This window comes from Enterococcus sp. AAFC-DPL-5182 (genome assembly GCF_058216605.1).
Genome location: NZ_CM177101.1, coordinates 1,168,002 through 1,188,888, shown reverse-complemented (window position 1 = coordinate 1,188,888; position 20,887 = coordinate 1,168,002). Strand labels below are relative to the sequence as shown.

Annotated in this window: 21 protein-coding genes; 5 read left to right on the top strand and 16 right to left on the bottom strand. The window is 36.1% G+C overall.

Annotated elements, in window-relative coordinates:
• Positions 1-40: 40 nt before the first annotated feature.
• From AC4BB7_RS05480 to AC4BB7_RS05470, 3 genes are all read right to left on the bottom strand, one after another.
• The gene (locus AC4BB7_RS05480) at positions 41-1,486 is read right to left on the bottom strand and encodes a PTS mannitol transporter subunit IIBC (RefSeq protein WP_490484671.1); all 1,446 of its coding nucleotides are present in this window, start codon (positions 1,484-1,486) and stop codon (positions 41-43) included.
• Between the two features lie 277 nt (positions 1,487-1,763).
• A complete protein-coding gene (locus tag AC4BB7_RS05475) occupies positions 1,764-2,075 on the bottom strand; it encodes a CHY zinc finger protein (RefSeq protein WP_490485120.1) in 312 nt (103 codons plus the stop codon).
• Positions 2,076-2,079: 4 nt separating this feature from the next.
• Positions 2,080-2,625 carry a biotin transporter BioY gene (locus AC4BB7_RS05470; RefSeq protein WP_086312192.1) on the bottom strand — a complete coding sequence of 182 codons (546 nt, stop codon included), beginning with the start codon at positions 2,623-2,625 and terminating at the stop codon, positions 2,080-2,082.
• A 281-nt stretch (positions 2,626-2,906) separates the two neighbouring features.
• Here AC4BB7_RS05470 and AC4BB7_RS05465 point away from each other — a divergent pair, with 281 nt between their 5' ends.
• Both AC4BB7_RS05465 and AC4BB7_RS05460 read left to right on the top strand, forming a co-directional pair.
• Complete coding sequence (locus AC4BB7_RS05465; protein ID WP_490484670.1) at positions 2,907-3,734, top strand: NUDIX domain-containing protein; 828 nt, start codon at positions 2,907-2,909, stop codon at positions 3,732-3,734.
• A gap of 25 nt (positions 3,735-3,759) precedes the next feature.
• A complete protein-coding gene (locus AC4BB7_RS05460) occupies positions 3,760-4,281 on the top strand; it encodes a GNAT family N-acetyltransferase (protein ID WP_490484669.1) in 522 nt (173 codons plus the stop codon).
• A 193-nt stretch (positions 4,282-4,474) separates the two neighbouring features.
• Here AC4BB7_RS05460 and AC4BB7_RS05455 read toward each other — a convergent pair whose 3' ends face one another.
• The 7 genes from AC4BB7_RS05455 to ilvD form a co-directional block, all read right to left on the bottom strand.
• Positions 4,475-4,876 carry a VOC family protein gene (locus tag AC4BB7_RS05455; protein WP_490484668.1) on the bottom strand — a complete coding sequence of 134 codons (402 nt, stop codon included), beginning with the start codon at positions 4,874-4,876 and terminating at the stop codon, positions 4,475-4,477.
• Positions 4,877-5,016: 140 nt separating this feature from the next.
• Entirely contained in the window at positions 5,017-6,885 is a 1,869-nt protein-coding gene (locus AC4BB7_RS05450) for an acyltransferase family protein (RefSeq protein ID WP_490484667.1), read from the bottom strand.
• A 505-nt stretch (positions 6,886-7,390) separates the two neighbouring features.
• The gene (gene ilvA / locus AC4BB7_RS05445; protein ID WP_170922915.1) at positions 7,391-8,644 is read right to left on the bottom strand and encodes a threonine ammonia-lyase IlvA; all 1,254 of its coding nucleotides are present in this window, start codon (positions 8,642-8,644) and stop codon (positions 7,391-7,393) included.
• 89 nt (positions 8,645-8,733) lie between these two features.
• Positions 8,734-9,729 carry a ketol-acid reductoisomerase gene (ilvC, locus tag AC4BB7_RS05440; RefSeq protein ID WP_490484666.1) on the bottom strand — a complete coding sequence of 332 codons (996 nt, stop codon included), beginning with the start codon at positions 9,727-9,729 and terminating at the stop codon, positions 8,734-8,736.
• A 54-nt stretch (positions 9,730-9,783) separates the two neighbouring features.
• The gene (ilvN, locus tag AC4BB7_RS05435) at positions 9,784-10,266 is read right to left on the bottom strand and encodes an acetolactate synthase small subunit (protein WP_086312185.1); all 483 of its coding nucleotides are present in this window, start codon (positions 10,264-10,266) and stop codon (positions 9,784-9,786) included.
• A gap of 1 nt (position 10,267) precedes the next feature.
• A complete protein-coding gene (gene ilvB / locus AC4BB7_RS05430) occupies positions 10,268-11,962 on the bottom strand; it encodes a biosynthetic-type acetolactate synthase large subunit (protein ID WP_086312184.1) in 1,695 nt (564 codons plus the stop codon).
• Positions 11,963-11,975: 13 nt separating this feature from the next.
• On the bottom strand, positions 11,976-13,667 hold the full coding sequence (gene ilvD, locus AC4BB7_RS05425) for a dihydroxy-acid dehydratase (RefSeq protein ID WP_086312183.1): 1,692 nt from the start codon (positions 13,665-13,667) through the stop codon (positions 11,976-11,978).
• Between the two features lie 537 nt (positions 13,668-14,204).
• Here ilvD and AC4BB7_RS05420 point away from each other — a divergent pair.
• Positions 14,205-14,954: a hypothetical protein gene (locus AC4BB7_RS05420; RefSeq protein WP_490484665.1), complete on the top strand. Its 750-nt coding sequence runs from the start codon at positions 14,205-14,207 to the stop codon at positions 14,952-14,954.
• Positions 14,955-15,011: 57 nt separating this feature from the next.
• Here AC4BB7_RS05420 and AC4BB7_RS05415 read toward each other — a convergent pair whose 3' ends face one another.
• Complete coding sequence (locus AC4BB7_RS05415; protein WP_086312181.1) at positions 15,012-15,527, bottom strand: hypothetical protein; 516 nt, start codon at positions 15,525-15,527, stop codon at positions 15,012-15,014.
• 307 nt (positions 15,528-15,834) lie between these two features.
• Between AC4BB7_RS05415 and clpP the strand changes: the two genes are divergently transcribed.
• The gene (gene clpP / locus AC4BB7_RS05410; protein WP_010760682.1) at positions 15,835-16,431 is read left to right on the top strand and encodes an ATP-dependent Clp endopeptidase proteolytic subunit ClpP; all 597 of its coding nucleotides are present in this window, start codon (positions 15,835-15,837) and stop codon (positions 16,429-16,431) included.
• Between the two features lie 103 nt (positions 16,432-16,534).
• Positions 16,535-17,056: a DsbA family protein gene (locus AC4BB7_RS05405; RefSeq protein ID WP_490484664.1), complete on the top strand. Its 522-nt coding sequence runs from the start codon at positions 16,535-16,537 to the stop codon at positions 17,054-17,056.
• A 14-nt stretch (positions 17,057-17,070) separates the two neighbouring features.
• On the opposite strand, the gene AC4BB7_RS05400 is transcribed toward AC4BB7_RS05405, so the two are convergent.
• The 5 genes from AC4BB7_RS05400 to AC4BB7_RS05380 all read right to left on the bottom strand — a co-directional run bounded on the left by AC4BB7_RS05400 (position 17,071) and on the right by AC4BB7_RS05380 (position 20,742).
• Complete coding sequence (locus AC4BB7_RS05400) at positions 17,071-17,271, bottom strand: hypothetical protein (RefSeq protein ID WP_490484663.1); 201 nt, start codon at positions 17,269-17,271, stop codon at positions 17,071-17,073.
• A gap of 47 nt (positions 17,272-17,318) precedes the next feature.
• Positions 17,319-18,254: a DNA-binding protein WhiA gene (gene whiA, locus AC4BB7_RS05395; RefSeq protein ID WP_490484662.1), complete on the bottom strand. Its 936-nt coding sequence runs from the start codon at positions 18,252-18,254 to the stop codon at positions 17,319-17,321.
• Between the two features lie 31 nt (positions 18,255-18,285).
• Positions 18,286-19,284, bottom strand: a complete 999-nt coding sequence (locus AC4BB7_RS05390) for a gluconeogenesis factor YvcK family protein (RefSeq protein ID WP_170922914.1) — start codon at positions 19,282-19,284, stop codon at positions 18,286-18,288.
• On the bottom strand, positions 19,281-20,165 hold the full coding sequence (gene rapZ, locus AC4BB7_RS05385; RefSeq protein ID WP_490484661.1) for an RNase adapter RapZ: 885 nt from the start codon (positions 20,163-20,165) through the stop codon (positions 19,281-19,283). The genes AC4BB7_RS05390 and rapZ overlap by 4 nt, the downstream gene beginning before the upstream one ends.
• A gap of 370 nt (positions 20,166-20,535) precedes the next feature.
• Complete coding sequence (locus AC4BB7_RS05380) at positions 20,536-20,742, bottom strand: hypothetical protein (protein ID WP_086312176.1); 207 nt, start codon at positions 20,740-20,742, stop codon at positions 20,536-20,538.
• Positions 20,743-20,887: the final 145 nt, after the last annotated feature.

Here is a 20,887-nt window from a genome sequence, read left to right as displayed (position 1 = left end):
TCACTGCGGAACATGCTTAGCTAGATAAGATCATTGCTGTTTAGATAGATGTTATTACTGCTGATAATTTTTCAACTAATTCATCATATTTCTTACTGCTTAGAAAATTATCAACAGATACATGATAAGCTTTAGGTAATTTTTCTTTTGCTCGTGAAGTTAGATCTTTATGTGTCACAACAATATCTGCATCATTTGGTAATTGAGATATCGCGGAATTGACTACTTCGATCGGTAAACCAGCTTTTTTTACTTTATTTCTTAAAACGGAGGCTCCCATAGCACTAGAACCCATTCCAGCATCACAAGCAAAAATAATTTTTTTCGTATTAGCAAGCGTCTCAACTGTATCACTCATTTTCTCAGCTGCCGAAAAGCTTGTTGCAACATCTGCTGTTCCAATTTTCCGTCCTTTTAATGCGCTGGACTTTTCAGTTGCCTCTTCAATTGTTGTCTCTGTTGTCTTTGATGCTTTTAAAACAACTGTCGAAATCGCAAATGATACTACCGTTGCCGCAATAATTCCCGCAAATACACCTAGATAACCATCTCGAGGTGTCATTGCTAAAATAGCAAAAATACTTCCAGGTGAAGCTGGAGCTACCAATCCTGCATTAAATAATGAAAATGTCATAACTCCCGACATCCCTCCACCAATTGCTGCAAGAATTAAAATAGGTTTCATTAAAATATAAGGAAAATAAATTTCATGGATTCCACCTAAAAAATGGATGATGATCGCACCAGGCGCTGTCTGTTTTGCACTCCCTTGACCAAAAACTGTATAAGCTAACAAAATCCCTAATCCAGGTCCAGGATTTGATTCTAGTAAAAACAAAACAGAACGACCTGTTTCTGCTGCTTGTTCAATTGCAATTGGACTAATTACGCCATGGTTGATGGCATTGTTCAAAAATAGTACCTTTGCTGGTTCTACAAAAATACTTGCTAAGGGAAGAAGTCCATTATTTACTAATAAACCAACCCCTGTTGCCAAAATATTGTTCAAGCCTTCAACAGCAGGACCCACGATTAAAAAGGCAATAATCGCTAAAGCCGAAGCTAAAATACCCGATGAAAAATTATTGACCAACATTTCAAAACCTGGTTTGATTTTTCCATCGACTAACTCGTCAAATTTTTTAATACAGTATGCACCCGCAGGACCAACTATCATTGCACCAAGAAACATTGGAATATCAGCACCCGTTATTACGCCCATCGTGACCATTGCCCCAACGACTCCACCACGAATATCATAAACTAAACGGCCACCTGTAAAACCAATCAAAATTGGCAATAAATAAGTAATTGTCGGGCCCGTTATTTCATTTAATTGTTCATTAGGAAACCACCCCGTAGGAATAAATAAGGCTGTCAAAATCCCCCACGCTATAAATGCTCCAATATTCGGCATGATCATTCCACTAAGAAAACTACCAAATTGCTGAACTTTTACCTTTATATTTACTTGCGTTTGTTCCATCATTCTCCTCCTCTTTCTTAAAACAAGAAAAATACTGAATCTTTTGATCTGCGCAGATCACTCCTTTGACAAACCTTTCGTTGTCTTCTACATTGTAAACGCTCACTTATAAGGATTCAAGAAGATGAAAATGCAATTTTGTCCAACCCTTTCGGACAAAACTTGAAGAGCTACTTATCCTTTGCAGCCAGTTGTTTCGCTTCAATCGTGTACAACAAAAAAACTGAACGGAGCATTTTCGCTCAGTTCAGTTGCTCTATACTATATAACGTTTTTTCTAACTAAAATAGATAGAATCATGGATTGAACAGTTTGGGTTAAACGAATGCTTGCAATTCAAACATTCCGTCTGCGCCATGTATTCCATAGCAGTCATTTCATGCTGACAATTACCACAAAGAACAACTTTTGTGTCAGGGGCAATTGAGATTGGCCAAGGTAAAAAAATATGATTTTCCAATTTATTATGACAATGAAAACAAGCATAATATTTTTTACAAGAGTAACATTTGTTCGCAATCACATCAACTGGCGAATGATAATGCGTGCATCTCCCTTGCTCATCAATTATTGAGCCAAATATTTTCACCAACTCAATCTCTCCTTTTAGAAAGAGATTTTGAGATTCTCTTTGCTACAAAGGCTGTCATAAACGCTTTAATAGCATCTCCAGGAATAAACGCTAAGCTGCCTAGTAAACTTTTAGACAAAGAGACATTTGATAAAAGACTGACACCAATAGCACCACAAAAATCAATAAATAGAGCACCAAAAAGAAGCGTTATCCCAAAGCCATAGGCAATATTTTGATTATGTGGATTAAACTTTTCAGTCATCCAACCGATAAAAAATGTCGCAAACGGATAAGCTAAAAGATATCCCACGGTAATCCCGAAAAAGACTGTCATCCCTCCTCTTCCACCAGCTAATATTGGAAATCCTATCCCAACCAGAAGTAAAAAAAGGAGTGTGGCAATCGTTCCATTTTTCTTCCCAAGAAGTAATCCGCTAAGCATAAAACCAGCATTTTGAATAACGATCGGCACTGGCAAAAGACTAATCGGGATTGGCGGAAAAAAGCCTAAAACAATAATAATACTGATCATAATAGCTATTTGCGTGATATCCTTTGTCTTCATTTGTTCCCTCCAAAATATAAACACTATTTACATCATTAAAAATACTACTTCCATTTTTATTTGTCAACCAAAAACAAAAACAAGTTAACTAAAAAACAAAAAATAAACACTTTGCTTGCAAATATGTCATGAAAGTACTTATTTTGATGCAAATGACTATTTCTTCCTCAGCACTCAACAACTTTTATTGAAAGAAAAACACGTCTTTAGTTGTTTTTCCTGATGAGAATGATACAATAAAGTAAAAATTACTTTTATCTAATTTAGAGAGGATGACTAACTTGACACACTTTAGTTCAAAGGAAGAAGAAAAGCAATACTACGAACAGCAAGCCGATGAAGCTGACTTTCTAAAATGGTACCATCAACAAGAACTTCCTGAATACGAAAAACCTTCTCTGACTGTGGATATTGTTTTGATGTGTTATAACAAAGAAGAAGATCAATTGAAAATACTATTAATTAAACGAAAAGGACATCCTTACAGAAACTCTTGGGCTTTGCCTGGCGGATTTGTAAATAGAAATGAATCCACCGGTGAAAGTGTTCTACGAGAAACAAAGGAAGAAACAGGCGTTGTTATTTCTAAAGACAATATAGAGCAACTTCACAGTTTCAGTAGACCTGATCGAGATCCTCGCGGTTGGGTAGTAACTATTAGTTATTTAGCATTTATCGGCGAAGAGCCGTTGATTGCTGGAGATGATGCAAAAGAAGTCCGATGGTTTACAATGGAACGTCAAAAAAATATGCTTTCTCTTACAAACGATGATGTAGAAATAATTTTAGATTTAAACTCAGGTGTATCAACTGGAAAGGATACATTGGCTTTTGACCATAGCGAAATTATTTTAAAAGCGTTCAATCGAGTGGCCAATAAAATGGAACATGATCCCCAAGTCCTTCAAGTTTTAGGCAAAGATTTTACTATTACTGAAGCTCGAAAAGTCTTTGCTAAGTTTTCCGGCACTGATTATAAAACGATTGACCACTCAAATTTTAAAAAAGCAATGCTTCATCATTTCGAAGAAATTGGCGAACGTCCTGTCGGGATCGGACGTCCTTCTAAAATCTATCAGCTAAAACCAGAAAACTCATACAAAAAATAAGGATCAATAAAGAAGGATAGAGAATATGGCTAGATATTTAAGAAAAGCTGTCCCAGAAGATTTAGGTAAAATCATGGAAATTATTGCTGCCGCAAGGCAAATGCTTCATGACCAAAAGATCCCTCAATGGCAACATGGTGAAGGGCCAAATGAAAAACAATTAGAACAAGACATTTTCCTACAGCAATGCTATGTTCTAATTATCGATCAAGAAATTGCAGGACTAGGAATCCTTTCAACTACTGCCGAATTGCCTTATGAGCAGATAAGAAATGGACAATGGCAACAAACCAATCAAGAATATGCAGTCATTCATCGAGTTGCTCTTGATCCTATGTATCAAGGGCAGGGTCTGGCCTTACTTTTAATGAATTATCTCATTACAACTGCTCGATTAAATGATTACGTAGATATTCGAATTGATACGCATCCAGATAATAAAACAATGCAACGTCTCATAGAAAAAGCTGGTTTTACCTATCAAGGAGAAATTTTATTACCTGTTTCTAACGGTGAACGAGTTGCGTATCAATTGGTGATATCCTAAATAAAATAAAACACATGACAAGAGCCTTTTGATTTTGAGCAATCTGACTCCGAATAAACAGTGGAAAAACCTGACTTTTTCACATCGTTTATTCGGATTTTTTGATGCCATTAAAAACACTCCAACTGTCTTGCGCCAGTCACAAGATAGTTGTTGGCTTTCGTACAAAGATTTTCTATTTTTTTATTCACTCTTAGAAATCCAGATTATCTCGAAACTCAATAATCGTTCCTTCAGGTGCTTCAATTTTGAACAATGAGCCATTTTCAACATGATAAATCATTTGATTTTCTTTTGTTAAAAAAACTACATCGAATTGTTGAAATTTCATTTTTGCGGCTTCCAAGTCTTCTACATAAAAACAAATATGCACAGGACCTGTCGTCTCTTTGTCAAATGGCGCAACCTGCTTATTTTCTTTGCCAGTTTGAAGTTCCAAGTAAAAGTCAGAGGATTTAAGCCAACTGTTGTATGCTCGACCATGAAAATTTTTTGTTTCCTTTACAAGGGCAAAGCCAAGAACATCTGTATAAAATTCAAGACTTTCCTGATATGTATTTGTTTGAGTGCACACGTGATGGATTTTTATATTCAACTTGCTCACTCCTTAAATCATTATATATATTCCTCTTCTATTCATATTTATTCAATTATACACGGTAATTCCTCCTACTAACATAAAATAAGAAGATGAAACAAAACTTAAAAGCTGTTTTGTCTCATCTTCTTGAGTGATTATTTTACAATCTGCTTCGCTATAAAACTTGAATATTTCACTTGACCATCTACATTTGGATGAACGCGATCATCATAAAACCATTCATCATGTGCATTACTATAATTATACCAGTCAATAACTACTAAATTTTTATATTTCTTTTTCATCGTCTCTAGCATAGCATTTACTTCGTTTTGCCATCTGCGTGTAGGCACGCGAACATTGATCCAATAAACTTTACGTTTAGAACCGATTGCTGTCATAAATTCATCGAATTGAGCCTCTGTAAATGAGCCATTCGTCCCTAGCCCCACTAAAACATTATTTTTCAATAATTTTTCTTTGTCTAACTTTTCGATAATAGGTGTGCTGGTATACAACTGTCTGCCAACTTCGCCATCAACGATCATCTTAGGGAAAATTTCCTGTAAGCCTGCTGCAGCATCAAGAATGACTGAATCTCCAAAAGCGGTAATTTCCATTCCTTGTGCTTTCTTGACTTCTTCCTTAGTTAAATCAAAATTCCCCTCTGGTGCACTAGTTGACTCTTTTGATGATTCTGTTGTTTTTCCTTCATTTTTAGCTTTTTCCTCTGCTTTTCTCTGATCTGCCTTCTTCTTATTGGCTTCAATATTTTTTTGCAACTGTTGTTGATCCGCTGTAACTTCGTTAGAAGGTGCAACAGCAAACGCAAAAAGTGCAAAGCATGATAAAACGACGCTGATCAAAGCAGTAACCTTAGGCACTGTCACCCATGGTTTACGGAAGAAATCCTTAATTGCAAACCAAGTATATTGATAATAAAATTTGCCTAATGGTTTTTCAATAAAGCGATAGGAAAGTTCACTTATTCCTAGGATCAATGCAATTTCAATCAGTGAGTGTAAGAATACATGATCACTTAAATTTTTGATTTTAGCTTCATAAAAAATCATAACTGGAAATTGATACAAATAGATACCATAGCTTCTTCTTCCAAACCAAGTAAATACTGGATTTGTCAGCCAGCGATTTAAATCAGCACCTGGATGCGCTGTGACTGCAACTAAAATCGTAGCAAAAATACTAACAATAAACATTCCTCCGTAATAGACAAAGGAAAAATGATCTGCTAAGAATAAAAATGAAATCAACAATACAACCAATGAAGCAATACCGACACCGTTCAATAGCGTTTTAGCTTTTATCGGAATTTCCTCTTTTAAACGGAAACTCGGCCAAACAAAAGCCAGCGCACTCCCCATCAATATAGAAAACAGTCTTGTATCTGTTCCATAGTATACTCTCGTTGGATCAGATCCAGGAGTATATAGAACCGCCATCAAAATTCCAGAACCGACAGCTAATGCCATAATCAAACCAAAAATTTTACCACTATGCTTAACGTACCTTTTAAGAACAATAAATAACAACGGCCAAATCAAATAGTTCTGGGCTTCAACCGCTAGTGACCAAATATGAGTAAATGGTGACTGAGTTGTAAAACGATCAAAATAAGAAAAACCTCTGAAAATCTGCCACCAATTATTATAGTAAAATACACTGCTGGCGACAACACTTCGTAAGTTATTCAATAAATCTCTTTGGAAAAATACAATGTAGGCTGATGCTGCCACAAGCATAGCTACTAAGCCAGGGTAAAGCCGTTTCATCCGCCGAATATAAAATCCTTTAACATCAATTGTTTCAGTTTGAAGCCATTCTTGTCTTAACAAATCGGTAATTAAGTATCCAGAAACTGCAAAAAAAATAGGGACGCCTAAATAGCCCCCACGCATTATATTAGGGAACAAGTGATAGAGAATCACGCCGACGACCGCAATAGTTCGAATCCCATCGAACCCGGTAATATAACGGCGATTTTCTAACCTTTTTTTATTATTCATTTATATTCCAACTTTACTTATATACTTTTTTATATTTCGAGTAATTTTTAACAAAGGAAACATGATTTAAAATTGACAGATGATAGAAAAAATAAGTCGTAGTTGACCCAAAAGGGGGTCTGTAGAAGTGTTAAAAAATTTCTATCGGGCTCATGCTCTTTGACGGTCGTTGTTTTTCTGACCGATTTAATGTAGTAAGTTTAATATACGTTCTTTCTGAACAAATGGCAAGAACTCTCTCTCTTTTTTTTTAACTTTTTAAGCAAATTTTAGATATTTTTATAAAAAAAAAGATTGGACAATATGCAAGAATTTGATTCCGCAGATTATCCAATCAACTAAACGATATATTAATGTTTTTTTATAGGGCATTTTATAGCGACCAGACAGTGTTTTCACTATAAAATTTTGTTCGGGCATACTTTTTTGGGGAACAAGATAAGACTTTTTATATGATCAAAATCTTCAAAACACTTTATCTTATTCTCTCATTGATTTATTCAGATTAAACTAACAATGCATATAATGACGGATTATCACTAAGATCGATAAACTTAGGATCAAACGTGGTCATCTTTTCTAGTAAATTTGGTAATTCCTCTTTATCTTTCAACAGTATCCCTAAAACCACAGGACCAGTGCCGCGATTAACTTTTTTGGTATACTCAAAACGTGTGATATCATCATCGGGACCTAAGATATCTGTTACAAACTCTCTTAATGCGCCTGGACGTTGCGGGAAATTGATGACAAAATAATGTTTTAGCCCTTCAAAAATCAATGAACGTTCTTCGATTTCTTCCATACGATTAATATCATTATTGCCACCGCTAATAATACAAACTACGTTTTTTCCAATAATGTCATCTTTGACCAACTCTAATGCTGAAACACTTAGGGCACCAGCGGGTTCTACAACGATTGCTTGTTTGGTGTATAGCTCTAAAATCGTTGAACACACTTGTCCTTCATCAACAGCTATCAGTTCATCAACATACTCAAGCGCGTGTTGATAAGTTAAATTCCCAACTTGCTTGACTGCTGCACCATCTACAAATTTTTCCACACTATCTAACATTACTGGTTTGCCTTCATCAAATGCGGCCCGCATTGATTGAGCACCAAGTGGTTCTACGCCAATCACAGCTGTGGTAGGACTGACACTTTTGGTATAGGTTGAAACCCCACTAACTAATCCACCACCGCCAATTGCTGCCAATAAATAATCCACTTGGAATTCAGATTCTTTTGCTTCTTGAAATACTTCAACTGCCACTGTTCCTTGCCCAGCCATAATATTTAAATCATTAAAAGGATCAATAAATGCTTGGTTATTGGTTTGAGCATATTCTTTGGCAGCTTTTGCAGAAGCATCAAAAGTATCTCCAATCAATTTTACTGTTACTTCATCTCCTCCAAAAAATTTTACTTGAGAAATTTTTTGTTGAGGTGTCGTCGTTGGCATAAAAATCGTAGCAGCAACTTTCATTTCGTGACAGGTAAATGCCACTCCTTGAGCATGGTTTCCTGCACTGGCACAAACAACACCATTTTTCAGCATATCATGAGGAGTTTGTTTAATCGCATAATATGCCCCTCTTAATTTGAATGAACGAACTTTTTGTAAATCTTCTCTTTTTAAATAAACGTTGCATTGATATTTTTGCGATAGATACAAATCGTACTGTAATGGTGTTTTCGTTACTACATCTTTTAGCGTATCGTATGCTTCTTCAACTTTTGCTTTTGTTAGTTTCAACAAATTCTCCCCACCTTTATTATGTAATAAAAAAGAGACTGAGATGGAAGCATTCAGCTAGTTTCTCAGCCTCTTGTTTAGTATTTATTTTAGTCTTCTCTTGAAACGAAAGGCATCATTTTACGCAATTCTGCTCCAACTTTTTCAATTGGGTGTCCAGCATTTTCTTTACGCATTTGATTGAATTCTTTAAAGCCATTTTTATTATCATCGATAAATCCTTTAGCAAATTTGCCGTTTTGGATATCTGTTAAAACGTCTTTCATATTCGCTTTTGCTTCTGATGTAACAACGCGAGGTCCTGAAACGTAATCTCCATATTCCGCAGTATTTGAGATAGAATTACGCATTTTCTCAAATCCTCCTTCATAAATAAGGTCAACGATCAATTTTAATTCATGACATACTTCAAAGTAAGCTAATTCTGGTTGGTAACCAGCTTCTGTTAGTGTTTCAAAACCTGCCTCGATCAAGCTTGTAAGACCTCCACATAATACTGCTTGCTCGCCGAATAAATCTGTTTCTGTTTCTTCTTTAAATGTAGTTTCTAATACACCAACACGAGTTGCGCCAATTCCTTTAGCGTAAGATAAGGCTACATCACTTGCTTTGCCTGTTGCATCTTGATAAACCGCAAATAACGCTGGTACTGCAAATCCTTCTGTAAAGGTACGACGAACAAGGTGTCCTGGTCCTTTAGGAGCAACTAAGAAAACATCCACATCTTTTGGTGGGTTGATTACATCAAAATGAATATTGAAGCCATGTCCGAATGCTAACGCATTGCCAGCTTCTAAATTTGGTGCAATTTCATTGTCATAAAGATCTCCTTGAATTTCATCAGGAGCTAAAATCATGACTACATCTGCTTTTTTAGATGCTTCTTCAACTGATAATACATCAAAACCATCATTACGAGCAGCTTCTGCTGATTTTCCTTCACGAATTCCGATGATTACTTGATTGCCATTATCTCTAAGGTTTTGCGCATGTGCATGTCCTTGTGAACCGTAACCGATAATTGCGATTGTTTTTCCTTCTAATTGATTGTTTTCTACTGAGTTATCGTAATATACTTTTGCCATTCTTGAACCCTCCAAATTTTTTATGCTTATAAGCGTATGCTTTAAGACCCGTTTTTAGTTGTTGCCTCTAGTAAAACCTGTAACACCAGTTCGCGCTAGTTGTTTGATGCCATATGGTGCAACAACATCGACGAACGCACTGATTTTTTCGCTGGTACCCGTGACTTGGATCACGACAGAACGTGTACCGACATCGATAACATTTGCTCTAAATGGATCGATCACTGAGAATAGTTCAGCTCGAACAGCAGCTGGAGCATTGACTTTAACCAATGCTAATTCTCTTTCTAAATGTGGTTCATCCGTAATATCGGAGACCTTGATCACATCGATTTGTTTATTTAATTGTTTGGTCACTTGTTCACTTTCATTTAAATCTGCCACTTGGACAACGATCGTGATTCTTGAAACATTGTCTAATTCTGTCGGACCTACAGAGATGCTATCGATATTCACTTGTCTACGTGTCAAAACACCACTAAAGCGATTTAAGACACCAGAATTATTATTGACAGTTGCTGTAATAATACGTCTCATTTTAGTCCACCCCCAGCATCTGATAGTTGGCTTTACCAGCTGGAACCATTGGCAGTACATGTTCCGTTGGCGATACCATAACTTCGATCAACAAAGGCCCTGTCTCTTTAAACGCTTCTGTCAATTCAGCTTCTACCGTTTCTGGATCTTCTATTCTGATCCCCTTGATATGATATGCTTCTGCCATCTTCACAAAATCCGGCTGTGTTTCAAAAACTGATTCAGAACGACGTTCACCGAAGAAACTTTCTTGCCATTGACGCACCATTCCTAGCGAGCGATTATTCAAGATTACGATTTTGATCGGAATATTGTATACATTCAAAATTGCTAATTCTTGGTTTGTCATTTGGAATCCGCCATCACCAACAAAAAGGACGACTTCTTTATCAGGACACCCTAATTTTGCGCCGATTGCAGCTGGAACGCCATAACCCATTGTTCCTAATCCACCACTTGTAACGAGTTGCTTTTCATTTTTAAATGGATAAAACTGAGCGGCCCACATTTGGTGCTGCCCTACGTCGGTTGCAACAATTGCCTCGCCTTTTGTCAATTCTCCAATAAACTCAATGACCTTTTGCGGTTTGATTTCTGCTTTTTGTTCTTTATCATATTTAAATGGATGCCGTTTTTTTCTTGAAAGATTAAGCTTTCTCCAATCTGTAGTATCTGCACATTCTACCTCGATTTTCAGCATTTCTTTCAGCGTTTCTTTGGCGTCTGCTACGATTGGGATTTGTGTTTCGATCGTCTTACCAATTTCAGCTGGATCGATATCAACATGAGCAATCAGTGCATTTGGCGCAAATTCTTTTGGTGCGCTAGCTAAACGATCATCAAAACGAGAACCTATATTGATCAAAAAATCGCAATCAGTCAATGCCATATTTGCTGCAAACGAGCCATGCATACCGCCCATTCCTAGAAAAAGCTCATTCGTTGTTGGAACTGCTCCTAGCCCTAATAACGAACTTAATGTTGGTATTTGATATTTATTGATAAATTCTACTAACTCTTTTCCAGCATCAGCATGTAAGACTCCTGCTCCAACCAGTACTAATGGTTTTTTTGCCGTAGTTAATGCATCCATTAATTTTTTCACTTGAAGTTTATTCGGTTTAACTGTTGGTTGATAGCTTGGTAAGTTCAGTTTGACCTCAATATCTGCATCGGTCTCCATTATCGTTATATCTTTTGGCAAATCGATTACAACGGGGCCTTTTCTACCAGTTGTTGCTATATGAAACGCTTCTTCAATGATCCTTGGTAATTCTTTTGTTTCCCGAACTTGATAATTATTTTTTGTAATTGGCATCGTAAGCCCAATAACATCGGCTTCTTGAAACGCATCTTTACCGATGCCATCAGTGAGGACTTGTCCAGTAAAAACAATCATTGGAATTGAATCACTCATCGCATCAGCAATACCAGTGATTGCATTTGTTGCACCTGGACCACTGGTTACGATGACAACTCCTGGTTTGCCCGTCGCTTTTGCATATCCTTCAGCCGCATGAACGGCACCTTGTTCATGTCTTGTCAAAATATGAGGAATGTCTCCGTCATACAATGCATCGTACAAAGGAAGGACTGCTCCACCAGGATATCCAAAAATCATCTCTACTTCTTGCTTCAACAACGCATCAATCAAAATCCTTGAACCATTTTTCATTTTTCTCTGTTGTTCTGCCATGAGCTTCCCTCCTCTAGTCTAGCAAATCATCTGGAATCTGCATGATTCCTCCTGTATGAGCTGATGTTACTAGTGCCGTATATCGAGCTAAGTATCCTGTTTTTACTTTTGCTTTGAATTTCGGCAATTGGTCATTTCTTTTAGCCAACTCTTCATCTGAAACATGTAATTCTAATGTCCGATTTGTTAAATCAATTTCAATTTCATCGCCATCTCTAACTAGTGCAATCGGACCGCCTGCTGCTGCTTCTGGTGAAATATGACCTACAGCGATTCCGCGAGTCGCTCCTGAAAAACGACCATCGGTAATCAAAGCAACATCTTTTCCTAAGCCTCTTCCAACAATACTTGAAGTTGGTGCTAGCATTTCCGGCATTCCAGGACCGCCTTTTGGTCCTTCATAACGAATCACCACAACATGTCCTTTTTTTACAGTATGATCATCAATGGCTGCAACGGCTTCATCATGAGAACTAAAGCAAATCGCTTTCCCTACAAATTTTTTGATCGACGGATCCACTCCACCAACTTTGATTACACTGCCTTTTGGCGCAATGTTTCCATATAAAATAGATAAACCACCAACTGGGCTATATGGATTTTCTTTTGGATGGATAACTTCTTCATTTTTGATGACTGCATCTTGAACATTTTCACGAATCGTTTTTCCTGTAACTGTAATTCGATCTGGATGGATTGCATTTCCTAAATCGACTAACTCTTTCATGATTGCTGGAACCCCTCCTGCTTCATGAACATCGTGCATTGAGTACGCAGATGATGGCGCAATTTTAGATAAGTAAGGAACACGTTCAGCAATCGCATTAACTTCTTCTAAGTTGTAGTCGATCTCAGCTTCATTAGCAATTGCTAATGTATGCAAGACTGTATTGGTCGAACCGCCCATCGCCATGTCTAGTGCAAAAGCATCATCAATTGCTTCTTTTGTGATGATATCTCTTGGTTTCACTTGATTTTTGACTAGGTCCATTAAATGAAACGCAGATTTTCTAACGAGTTCTCTCCGTTCATCTGATACAGCTAAAATCGTTCCATTTCCTGGTAAGGCCATTCCTAAAACTTCCATCAAACAATTCATCGAATTCGCTGTAAACATCCCCGCACATGAACCGCAAGTCGGACAAGCATTTTGTTCCATAAAGTTAAATTCTTCTTCAGTCATCTTGCCTTCTTTAAAGGTTCCGACTGCTTCAAACATGTTAGAAAGAGTGGTTGTATGTCCTCTAGGATCAACCCCGGCTTTCATTGGCCCACCTGAACAGAAGATTGCTGGGACATTCGTTCGAACACTTGCCATAAGCATTCCTGGAGTGATTTTGTCACAGTTTGGAATATAAAAAACACCATCAAACCAATGGGCATTGATTACTGTCTCTGCTGCATCCGCAATGATCTCTCTACTAGGCAGTGAGTAGCGCATACCAATATGTCCCATGGCAATTCCATCATCTACCCCAATCGTATTGAATTCAAAAGGAATCCCTCCTGCTTCACGGATCGCCTCTTTGGCAACATCTGCTAACTCTCTTAAATGCACATGACCTGGTACAATATCAATATAAGAATTACAAATTGCTATAAACGGCTTCTGCATATCTTTGGCATTTTTCACTTGACCCGTCGCATAAAGTAAACTTCTAGCGGGTGCGGCTTCAATCCCTTTTTTTATTTGGTCACTACGCATTTTTCATCCACTCCAATTCAATTGTCTACAGAAGAACTTATATTTTATTCTCCTGATTCATTTTTGTATTTACTTCACTTGCTTCTCTACATCACTTTTTACAAAAAAAGACATCCCATCGATTAAATGGGATGTCTTAGTAAGAACCCCATCTACCAAAGACAAACAGGACTCAAACATCTGCGAAATTTCTCAGTGTTCTAAGTCCTACACGATAAAATAATGACTAATACGTGATTGTTGTTTGTCTTTTTCATGGCAATGGTCTCCTCTTTTAAAAAAATCTATAAAGATTAAAATAGCATGTGATAAATAAAAGCTTTTGTTAACTATATACCTAATAAATGAGAATGTCAATAAAATTTGATAAAAAGATTCAGAAAATTCTAAAAACATCAGCATATCCTTTCTTACTTATTGTTTGATAATACTAAAAAAGCAAACCTATATTGTTTGCCTCGATTATCTATGCTAAAGTATATGAGTTGAAAACGATTTTATTTTTAAACTTAATTAGAAAAGGAAGATGAGTTACGAATGAAAAAAACAACAGCAATCATTATTTGCATGACGGGGATCTTGTTATTAGGGGGATGTACTAATTCAAAAACAAACAAAGAAACTAAAGCAAATCCAGAAGAAACACAAGCTCTTTTTGAAAAAGCAGATACAACTTTATCTAGTTTAGAAAAAGAGATAGATGCTAGCTATACAGATAACACAAAGGAAGCAATAAAAAAAGATATCACTCTAGCCAAAGTCAGCGAGTTTGAACAAGAGCTTAAAGATTTACCTAAAGATGATTTTACTTCTATTGAAGAAAAAGAAAAGGTTACAGCTTATACGACTCGTAAAAAAGAAGTAACGGAAGAACTTCCTGCATTGAAAGAAAAAATTACAAACCTATCCGCAAAAGACATTATTACTCGTTTTCAATCAGAGGGATTGACTGTTCACTACGTACAAGAAATGAAAAAACCGCAAGATTTTGGTGCTGCACCAACATATGCTAAATCTGCTTATATTTTTGGTGTAGAAGAAGATCCTTTCTACGCTGATAGTGAAGACTTAATGGATAAATACAAAAATGCCCGAGTGATGACATTTGAAAAAATCGACGATCTGAACAAAACCAAAAGCTATTATGATGAATTGGGGCAGCAATCAGGGATACTCTACTCCCATACATTTGGAAATGATGCACGCTTTTTCCTAATTCAAATGAATGGAGATATTCCGCAAGAAACATTTGACTTGTATAAGAATAGTTTAGCTGAGTGGAAATAGTGGCAACATCATAAAAGAAAAACTGCTGACACCTTTTTATGGGTATCAGCAGTTTTTTTAGTTTCTTTGGAAATAATATAAAGGTTTATGTGTCAAACGCTTCATTTGTCTTTTTTTATCTTCAATAATCGAAAGTAGCTCTTCTGAGAAGCTTTCTAAAATAACTCGACCGCCCTTATAAGTGCTTCCTCCCATTGAGATCACTTCATCAGGTGTTAAGATTACTTTTCGATGAGCAATTTTCTTAAAAAATTCTTCGATCAAATAAGTTGGCAAATAAAAATTATTTTGAGCCGAAAAAGATTCCAAATAAATGAAATCATCAATACTGATATAACAATCATCCATTGACATAAAATTCACAGATTTGTCTACATAAATATCTCTTTTTTGTAGGATTTCATTAATCTTTTTGTTCAAAAGATTCAGTGTTTCTATTTCTTTGACAAAATTTTCTAGTTCTCGATAACGTACCGCTTTGCGTTCGTCGTATGTTACACGTAAAGCGACACCAACCGATACAATAACAGCGCCAATCAAAACGCCAGTTATTCCTGCAATAAAAACAACCATTCGGATTCCCTCACTCTTTTCATTCTTGTTTTTTTAGTATAACATACTCTTTCACAAGCGTAAAAAAATAAGATGGAAATACAAAGGATTAAAAATAAATTTAATAGTAAGTCGTGATTCTTCTCAATACAGTATTTCTACTTATTTTTTATAGTAAAATAAAAATAGCTAGCGTGTTAGATTCTACTATTTTGTCAAAGCTTTAAAGTTGACCTTTATTGACCAATAAAGTATACTTTTTTTAAGCATTAAGGTATGCTTTGTGATAAAATGATTTGAAGAGTTTTTTATATAGGAGGAATATACTATGAATTTAATACCAACAGTCATTGAACAATCATCTCGTGGAGAAAGAGCATATGATATTTATTCACGATTATTAAAAGATAGAATCATCATGTTAAGTGGCCCGATCGATGATAATGTAGCAAACTCAGTTATTGCCCAATTACTATTTTTAGATGCCCAAGACTCTGAAAAAGATATCTACATTTACATCAATTCACCTGGGGGCAGTGTTTCTGCTGGATTGGCAATTTTCGATACAATGAATTTTGTTAAAGCAGATGTACAAACAATTGTTTTAGGAATGGCAGCATCTATGGGAAGTTTCCTATTAACTGCTGGTACAAAAGGCAAGCGTTTTGCCTTACCAAATGCTGAAATCATGATCCATCAACCACTAGGCGGCGCCCAAGGCCAAGCAACAGAGATCGAAATCGCAGCGAAACATATTCTTGATACACGCGATCGCTTAAATAAAATCTTAGCAGAACGTACTGGTCAACCACTTGAAGTCATTGAACGCGATACAGATCGTGATAACTTTATGACTGCTCAACAAGCAAAAGAATACGGTCTGATTGATGAAGTTATGGAAAATAGCAGTTCTTTAAGCAAATAATCACCTGCCCAAATTTTCTTTTGAAAATTTTGGGCATTTTTATTTAAACTAGGAACGAAAAGCGATACACTTAGATTAGAAGAAATGAAAGGATGATATTACGATGGATATTTCAGTTATTGATGCAACAAAAGTAACAACAAAAAATGGTTTGGCAATTGGACAAGACTCAGCACCAATAAAAATGGTGGAATTTATGAATGTTCGCTGTCCTTATTGTAAAAAATGGTTTGAAGAATCGTTTGATTTACTAAATGAGTATGTTAAAGCTGGCAAAGTTCAACGAATCATCAAACTATTTGATAAAGAGAAAGAAAGTTTGCAACGCGGCAATGTAATGCACCATCACATCAACTATGATTTACCTGAAAAAGGATTGACTGATTTAAAACAAATGTATGATACACAAGATCAGTGGGGAAATCTTTCTCTAGAAGATGTAGCAGTATTTGCTGAAGACAATCTGCAATTGTCTAAAAAAGAAGAACCAGCCATTATCCAAGCAGTTATTGCAGAAGCCGAAGCCGCAAATATTAAATTTGTACCGACAATCGTGATTGGTGAGCATATCTTTGATGAATCAGTAACAAAAGAAGAATTGATCAGCTATTTAGAAGGCAAATAAAAAATAAGACAAAGCTAATTAAGCTTTGTCTTATTTTTTTTAGCTATATCAGCTAATTTCTGTTTCTTTCCGAATGAAGAATCTTCAACTTCTTTTTCAGCATCCTCACCAAAACTCAAAATTTTGTCCACGTCTTCTTTTCCAAGAAACGTTCCTAAACCTTCTCCAAGTTGCTTGATCTGCCTCATAATAAAATCTTTATCTTCTACGCCCATTCTCTTCACCCAACTCTCTGCTCGTTCATCCAGCAATCCATAAGAAGTTACGCACTTTTCTCTCTTAATTTATCAGCAAATTCATTGATTTTGCGAATACGGTGATTGATTCCTGATTTTGAAATCGCACCTGATGGAATCATCTCACCTAATTCTTTCAAACTTACTTCCGGGTACTCTAAACGTAATTCTGCAATTTCCTGCAGTTTACCTGGCAATGCTGCCAAGCCTACAACACTTTCAATATACTGAATATTTTCAATTTGTTTTGATGCTGCATCAATCGTTTTATTAAGATTCGCTGTTTCACAATTGACTAAACGATTTACTGAATTCCGCATATCACGAACGATGCGGACATCTTCAAATTTTAGCATTGAGTTTGTCGCGCCGATCAATGTTAGAAAATCAGCAATCCGTTCAGCTCCTTTTAAATAGGAGATATAGCCATTTCGCCGTTCCAACGTTCGTGCATTTAAATCGTAATAGTTCAACATCTGACAAATATCATCGTTATGTTCTTCATAAATAGAAAATATTTCCAAGTGATATCGACTTGTTTCCGGATTATTAACTGATCCAGATGCCATGAAAGCTCCTCTTAGATAGGATCTCATTTTTTGAGCATTTCCCACAATATCATCTGATACATGTGTATTGAACATCATACCATCTAAAATATCTAAATCAGCTAATACACTTTTTGTATCTTGTTTTAATCGTACGATATAAACATTATTCTTTTTTAATTTCATTTTTTTTCGAACTAATAATTCTGAGCGAACATCATAATGATCTTTTAAAAGAGAATAGATTCGTCTGGCAATCGCTGCATTTTCTGTTTGAATATTTAGAACAAACTGCTGATTCACAATGCTTAATGAACCATTCATCCGAATCAAAGCAGCCAATTCTGCTCTAGCATGTTCCCGATGAACTTCTAAAGTCGTCAGTTCTTTTTTTACATCTGCTGCAAAAGACAACCTACTTTCCTCCTCTCCAATTGTTTAAACCTTAATACCTCGCACCAAAAACAATACGGAATAATTCATCCACCACTTTGTCACCATCATGAAAAACTCCACCATCCCGCAGTTTTAAAAAGTCTGTAGAGATGACACGACAGCCTTCATCCCTTAACTTTTGAAAATCATGTTCTACTTGAACTAAATATTCATCATAGACTTCTGGATCCATGTATCCCTCAGGTACATTTTCAGTATTGACCAAAACAGTGTCAACAAATTTACTTTTAAGATGCTCATGTAATACACAAACATGGTCAGCATCGCTAAAATGTTCTGTTTCTCCTTTTTGGGTCATGATATTACAAATATAGACAACTTCCCCTTCGGCGTTAATGATCGCTTCTCCGATTTCATTGATCACTAAATTAGGTAATATACTCGTAAACATACTTCCAGGACCTAAAACAATCATATCTGCTTCTTCAATTGCTTTCACTACTTTTCTAGCAGCTTTTGGCTGCTCATCATCATTTGTGTTTGTCACAAAGACATGATCGATCGTTTTTCGATCAACAGCAATACTGGATTCACCAACGGCAGTCGAACCATCTTTAAAAACAGCATGCAAGGTCAGTGGTCTTTCTGACGAGGGATAAATATGCCCATCCACATGCATCATCTTTGAAAGTAACTGAATCGCTTCATACGTACTGCCGCGCATTTCTGAAACTGCGGCAATAATCAAATTGCCAATTGCATGATTAGCAAAGTATTTATCTGATTTATCAAAACGATACTGAAAAATATCTTCATACAGTTGAGGCATATCTGATAAAGCGACTAATACATTACGGAGATCCCCAGGCGGCGTCATATTCATCGATTCACGAATCTCACCGCTACTTCCTCCATCATCCGCAACCGTTACGACAGCTGTAATATCCGCACTTTGATTACGTAAGCTTTTTAGAATAACTGGCAATCCAGTTCCTCCGCCAACAACAACGATTTTAGGTTTTCTAATACGATACGTTTTCATTTTCATGAGCGGTTTACCGTCTCTTTCCGCTTCCCTTTATCCCGATGCGTAATATTAACATGATAGTCTTGTTCTAATTCTTTACTTACTCGTTCTGTCAAAGCAACTGAACGGTGTTGTCCGCCAGTACAACCGATAGCGATCGTAACACTTGATTTGCCCTCTTTTTCATAGCCTGGCATTACATTTTTCAACAAATCGATAAATCGTGTATAGAAGCTTTCTGTTTCTGGGAAACTCATTACGTAATCGTAAACAGACTGATCTTGTCCTGTTAGCGGTCTTAACTCAGGGATGTAGTGCGGGTTCGGTAAAAAACGAACATCCATGACAATATCTGCATCGATCGGTAATCCATACTTAAAACCAAACGAAACAAGTTCAACACGAAATTCATGTGTATCTCGTGATTTAAATTCTTCGTTGATTCTTTCTCGTAATTGTCTAGGCGACAAATCAGTCGTATCGATAACGACTTGAGCATCTCCTCTGATTTCTTCAAGAATCGCCCGTTCTTTTCTAATTCCTTCTGTGATCAAACCATCCATCGCTAAGGGATGAGCACGACGAGTTTCTTTATAACGAGAAACTAACTCTTCATCTGTTGCATCTAAAAACATGATCGTTGTATCAATCAAATTGGTATTTTCCAGTTCAACTAACATATCTTGAATTTCTCTAAAGAAATTACGCGAGCGTAAATCGATCACTAACGCAATTTTAGTGACTTTTCCAGACTCTTTAATCAACTCCCAAAACTTAGGAATCAAACTTGGGGGCATATTATCGATACAAAAATACCCCATATCTTCAAAACTTTGAATGGCGACTGTCTTTCCTGCTCCGCTCATTCCAGTGATTATAACTAATTGTAAATTATCAGCCATTTTACAGCGCTCCTTTGGAAACATTTTACTAATTATAGCATCCCGGGCGTATCAAAGAAAGCTTTTCAACTAATTCTAGTTCTTCTTACAGAGTTTCTTAGAATTGAAGACTTTGACTAGAAAATGAAAATAAGACTGAAAACCTATTGTTTACCATCTTTTCGATAATATTAAACGTTCATTTCTTCATAATGAAATACTTTTAAAATAGATATAATTAATATTAACAAAAAAAAAGAGTAAAGTGAACGTTGCAAGCCACTCTACTCTCTTACGATTATCTGCCAGTTTTTCTGACACTCTATATACTATATGATTGGGAAAATTTAGTTCGTTTGTGTTGGTGAACTTATATTCATAACTTCAAAAACTAAGCATCCTCAATGACATCAAAATAATTTAAATTCAAAATAGGATCATCACAATTTATGACTGGACGATCTGTAGGGTGACATTTGACAACTCTGACTTGCACATCTTCTTCTTTTTTGGAGATGGCCTCTCCTACAAAAAACCAAGAAAATTTCGATCCATGACAAACATAATGTGCGCCAATCTTTACTTCTCTCTTTTCCAAGAAAAAATCATCCTTTCATACTCTTTTGATAACTATAGAATATCATGATTTTCAAAAAAATATCATTCAACATACGTATAGATACTTTCTTTTTTTGACTTTTTTTAGATTAAAGTGATTAAAAAACGCTTGTTTTTATTTATTT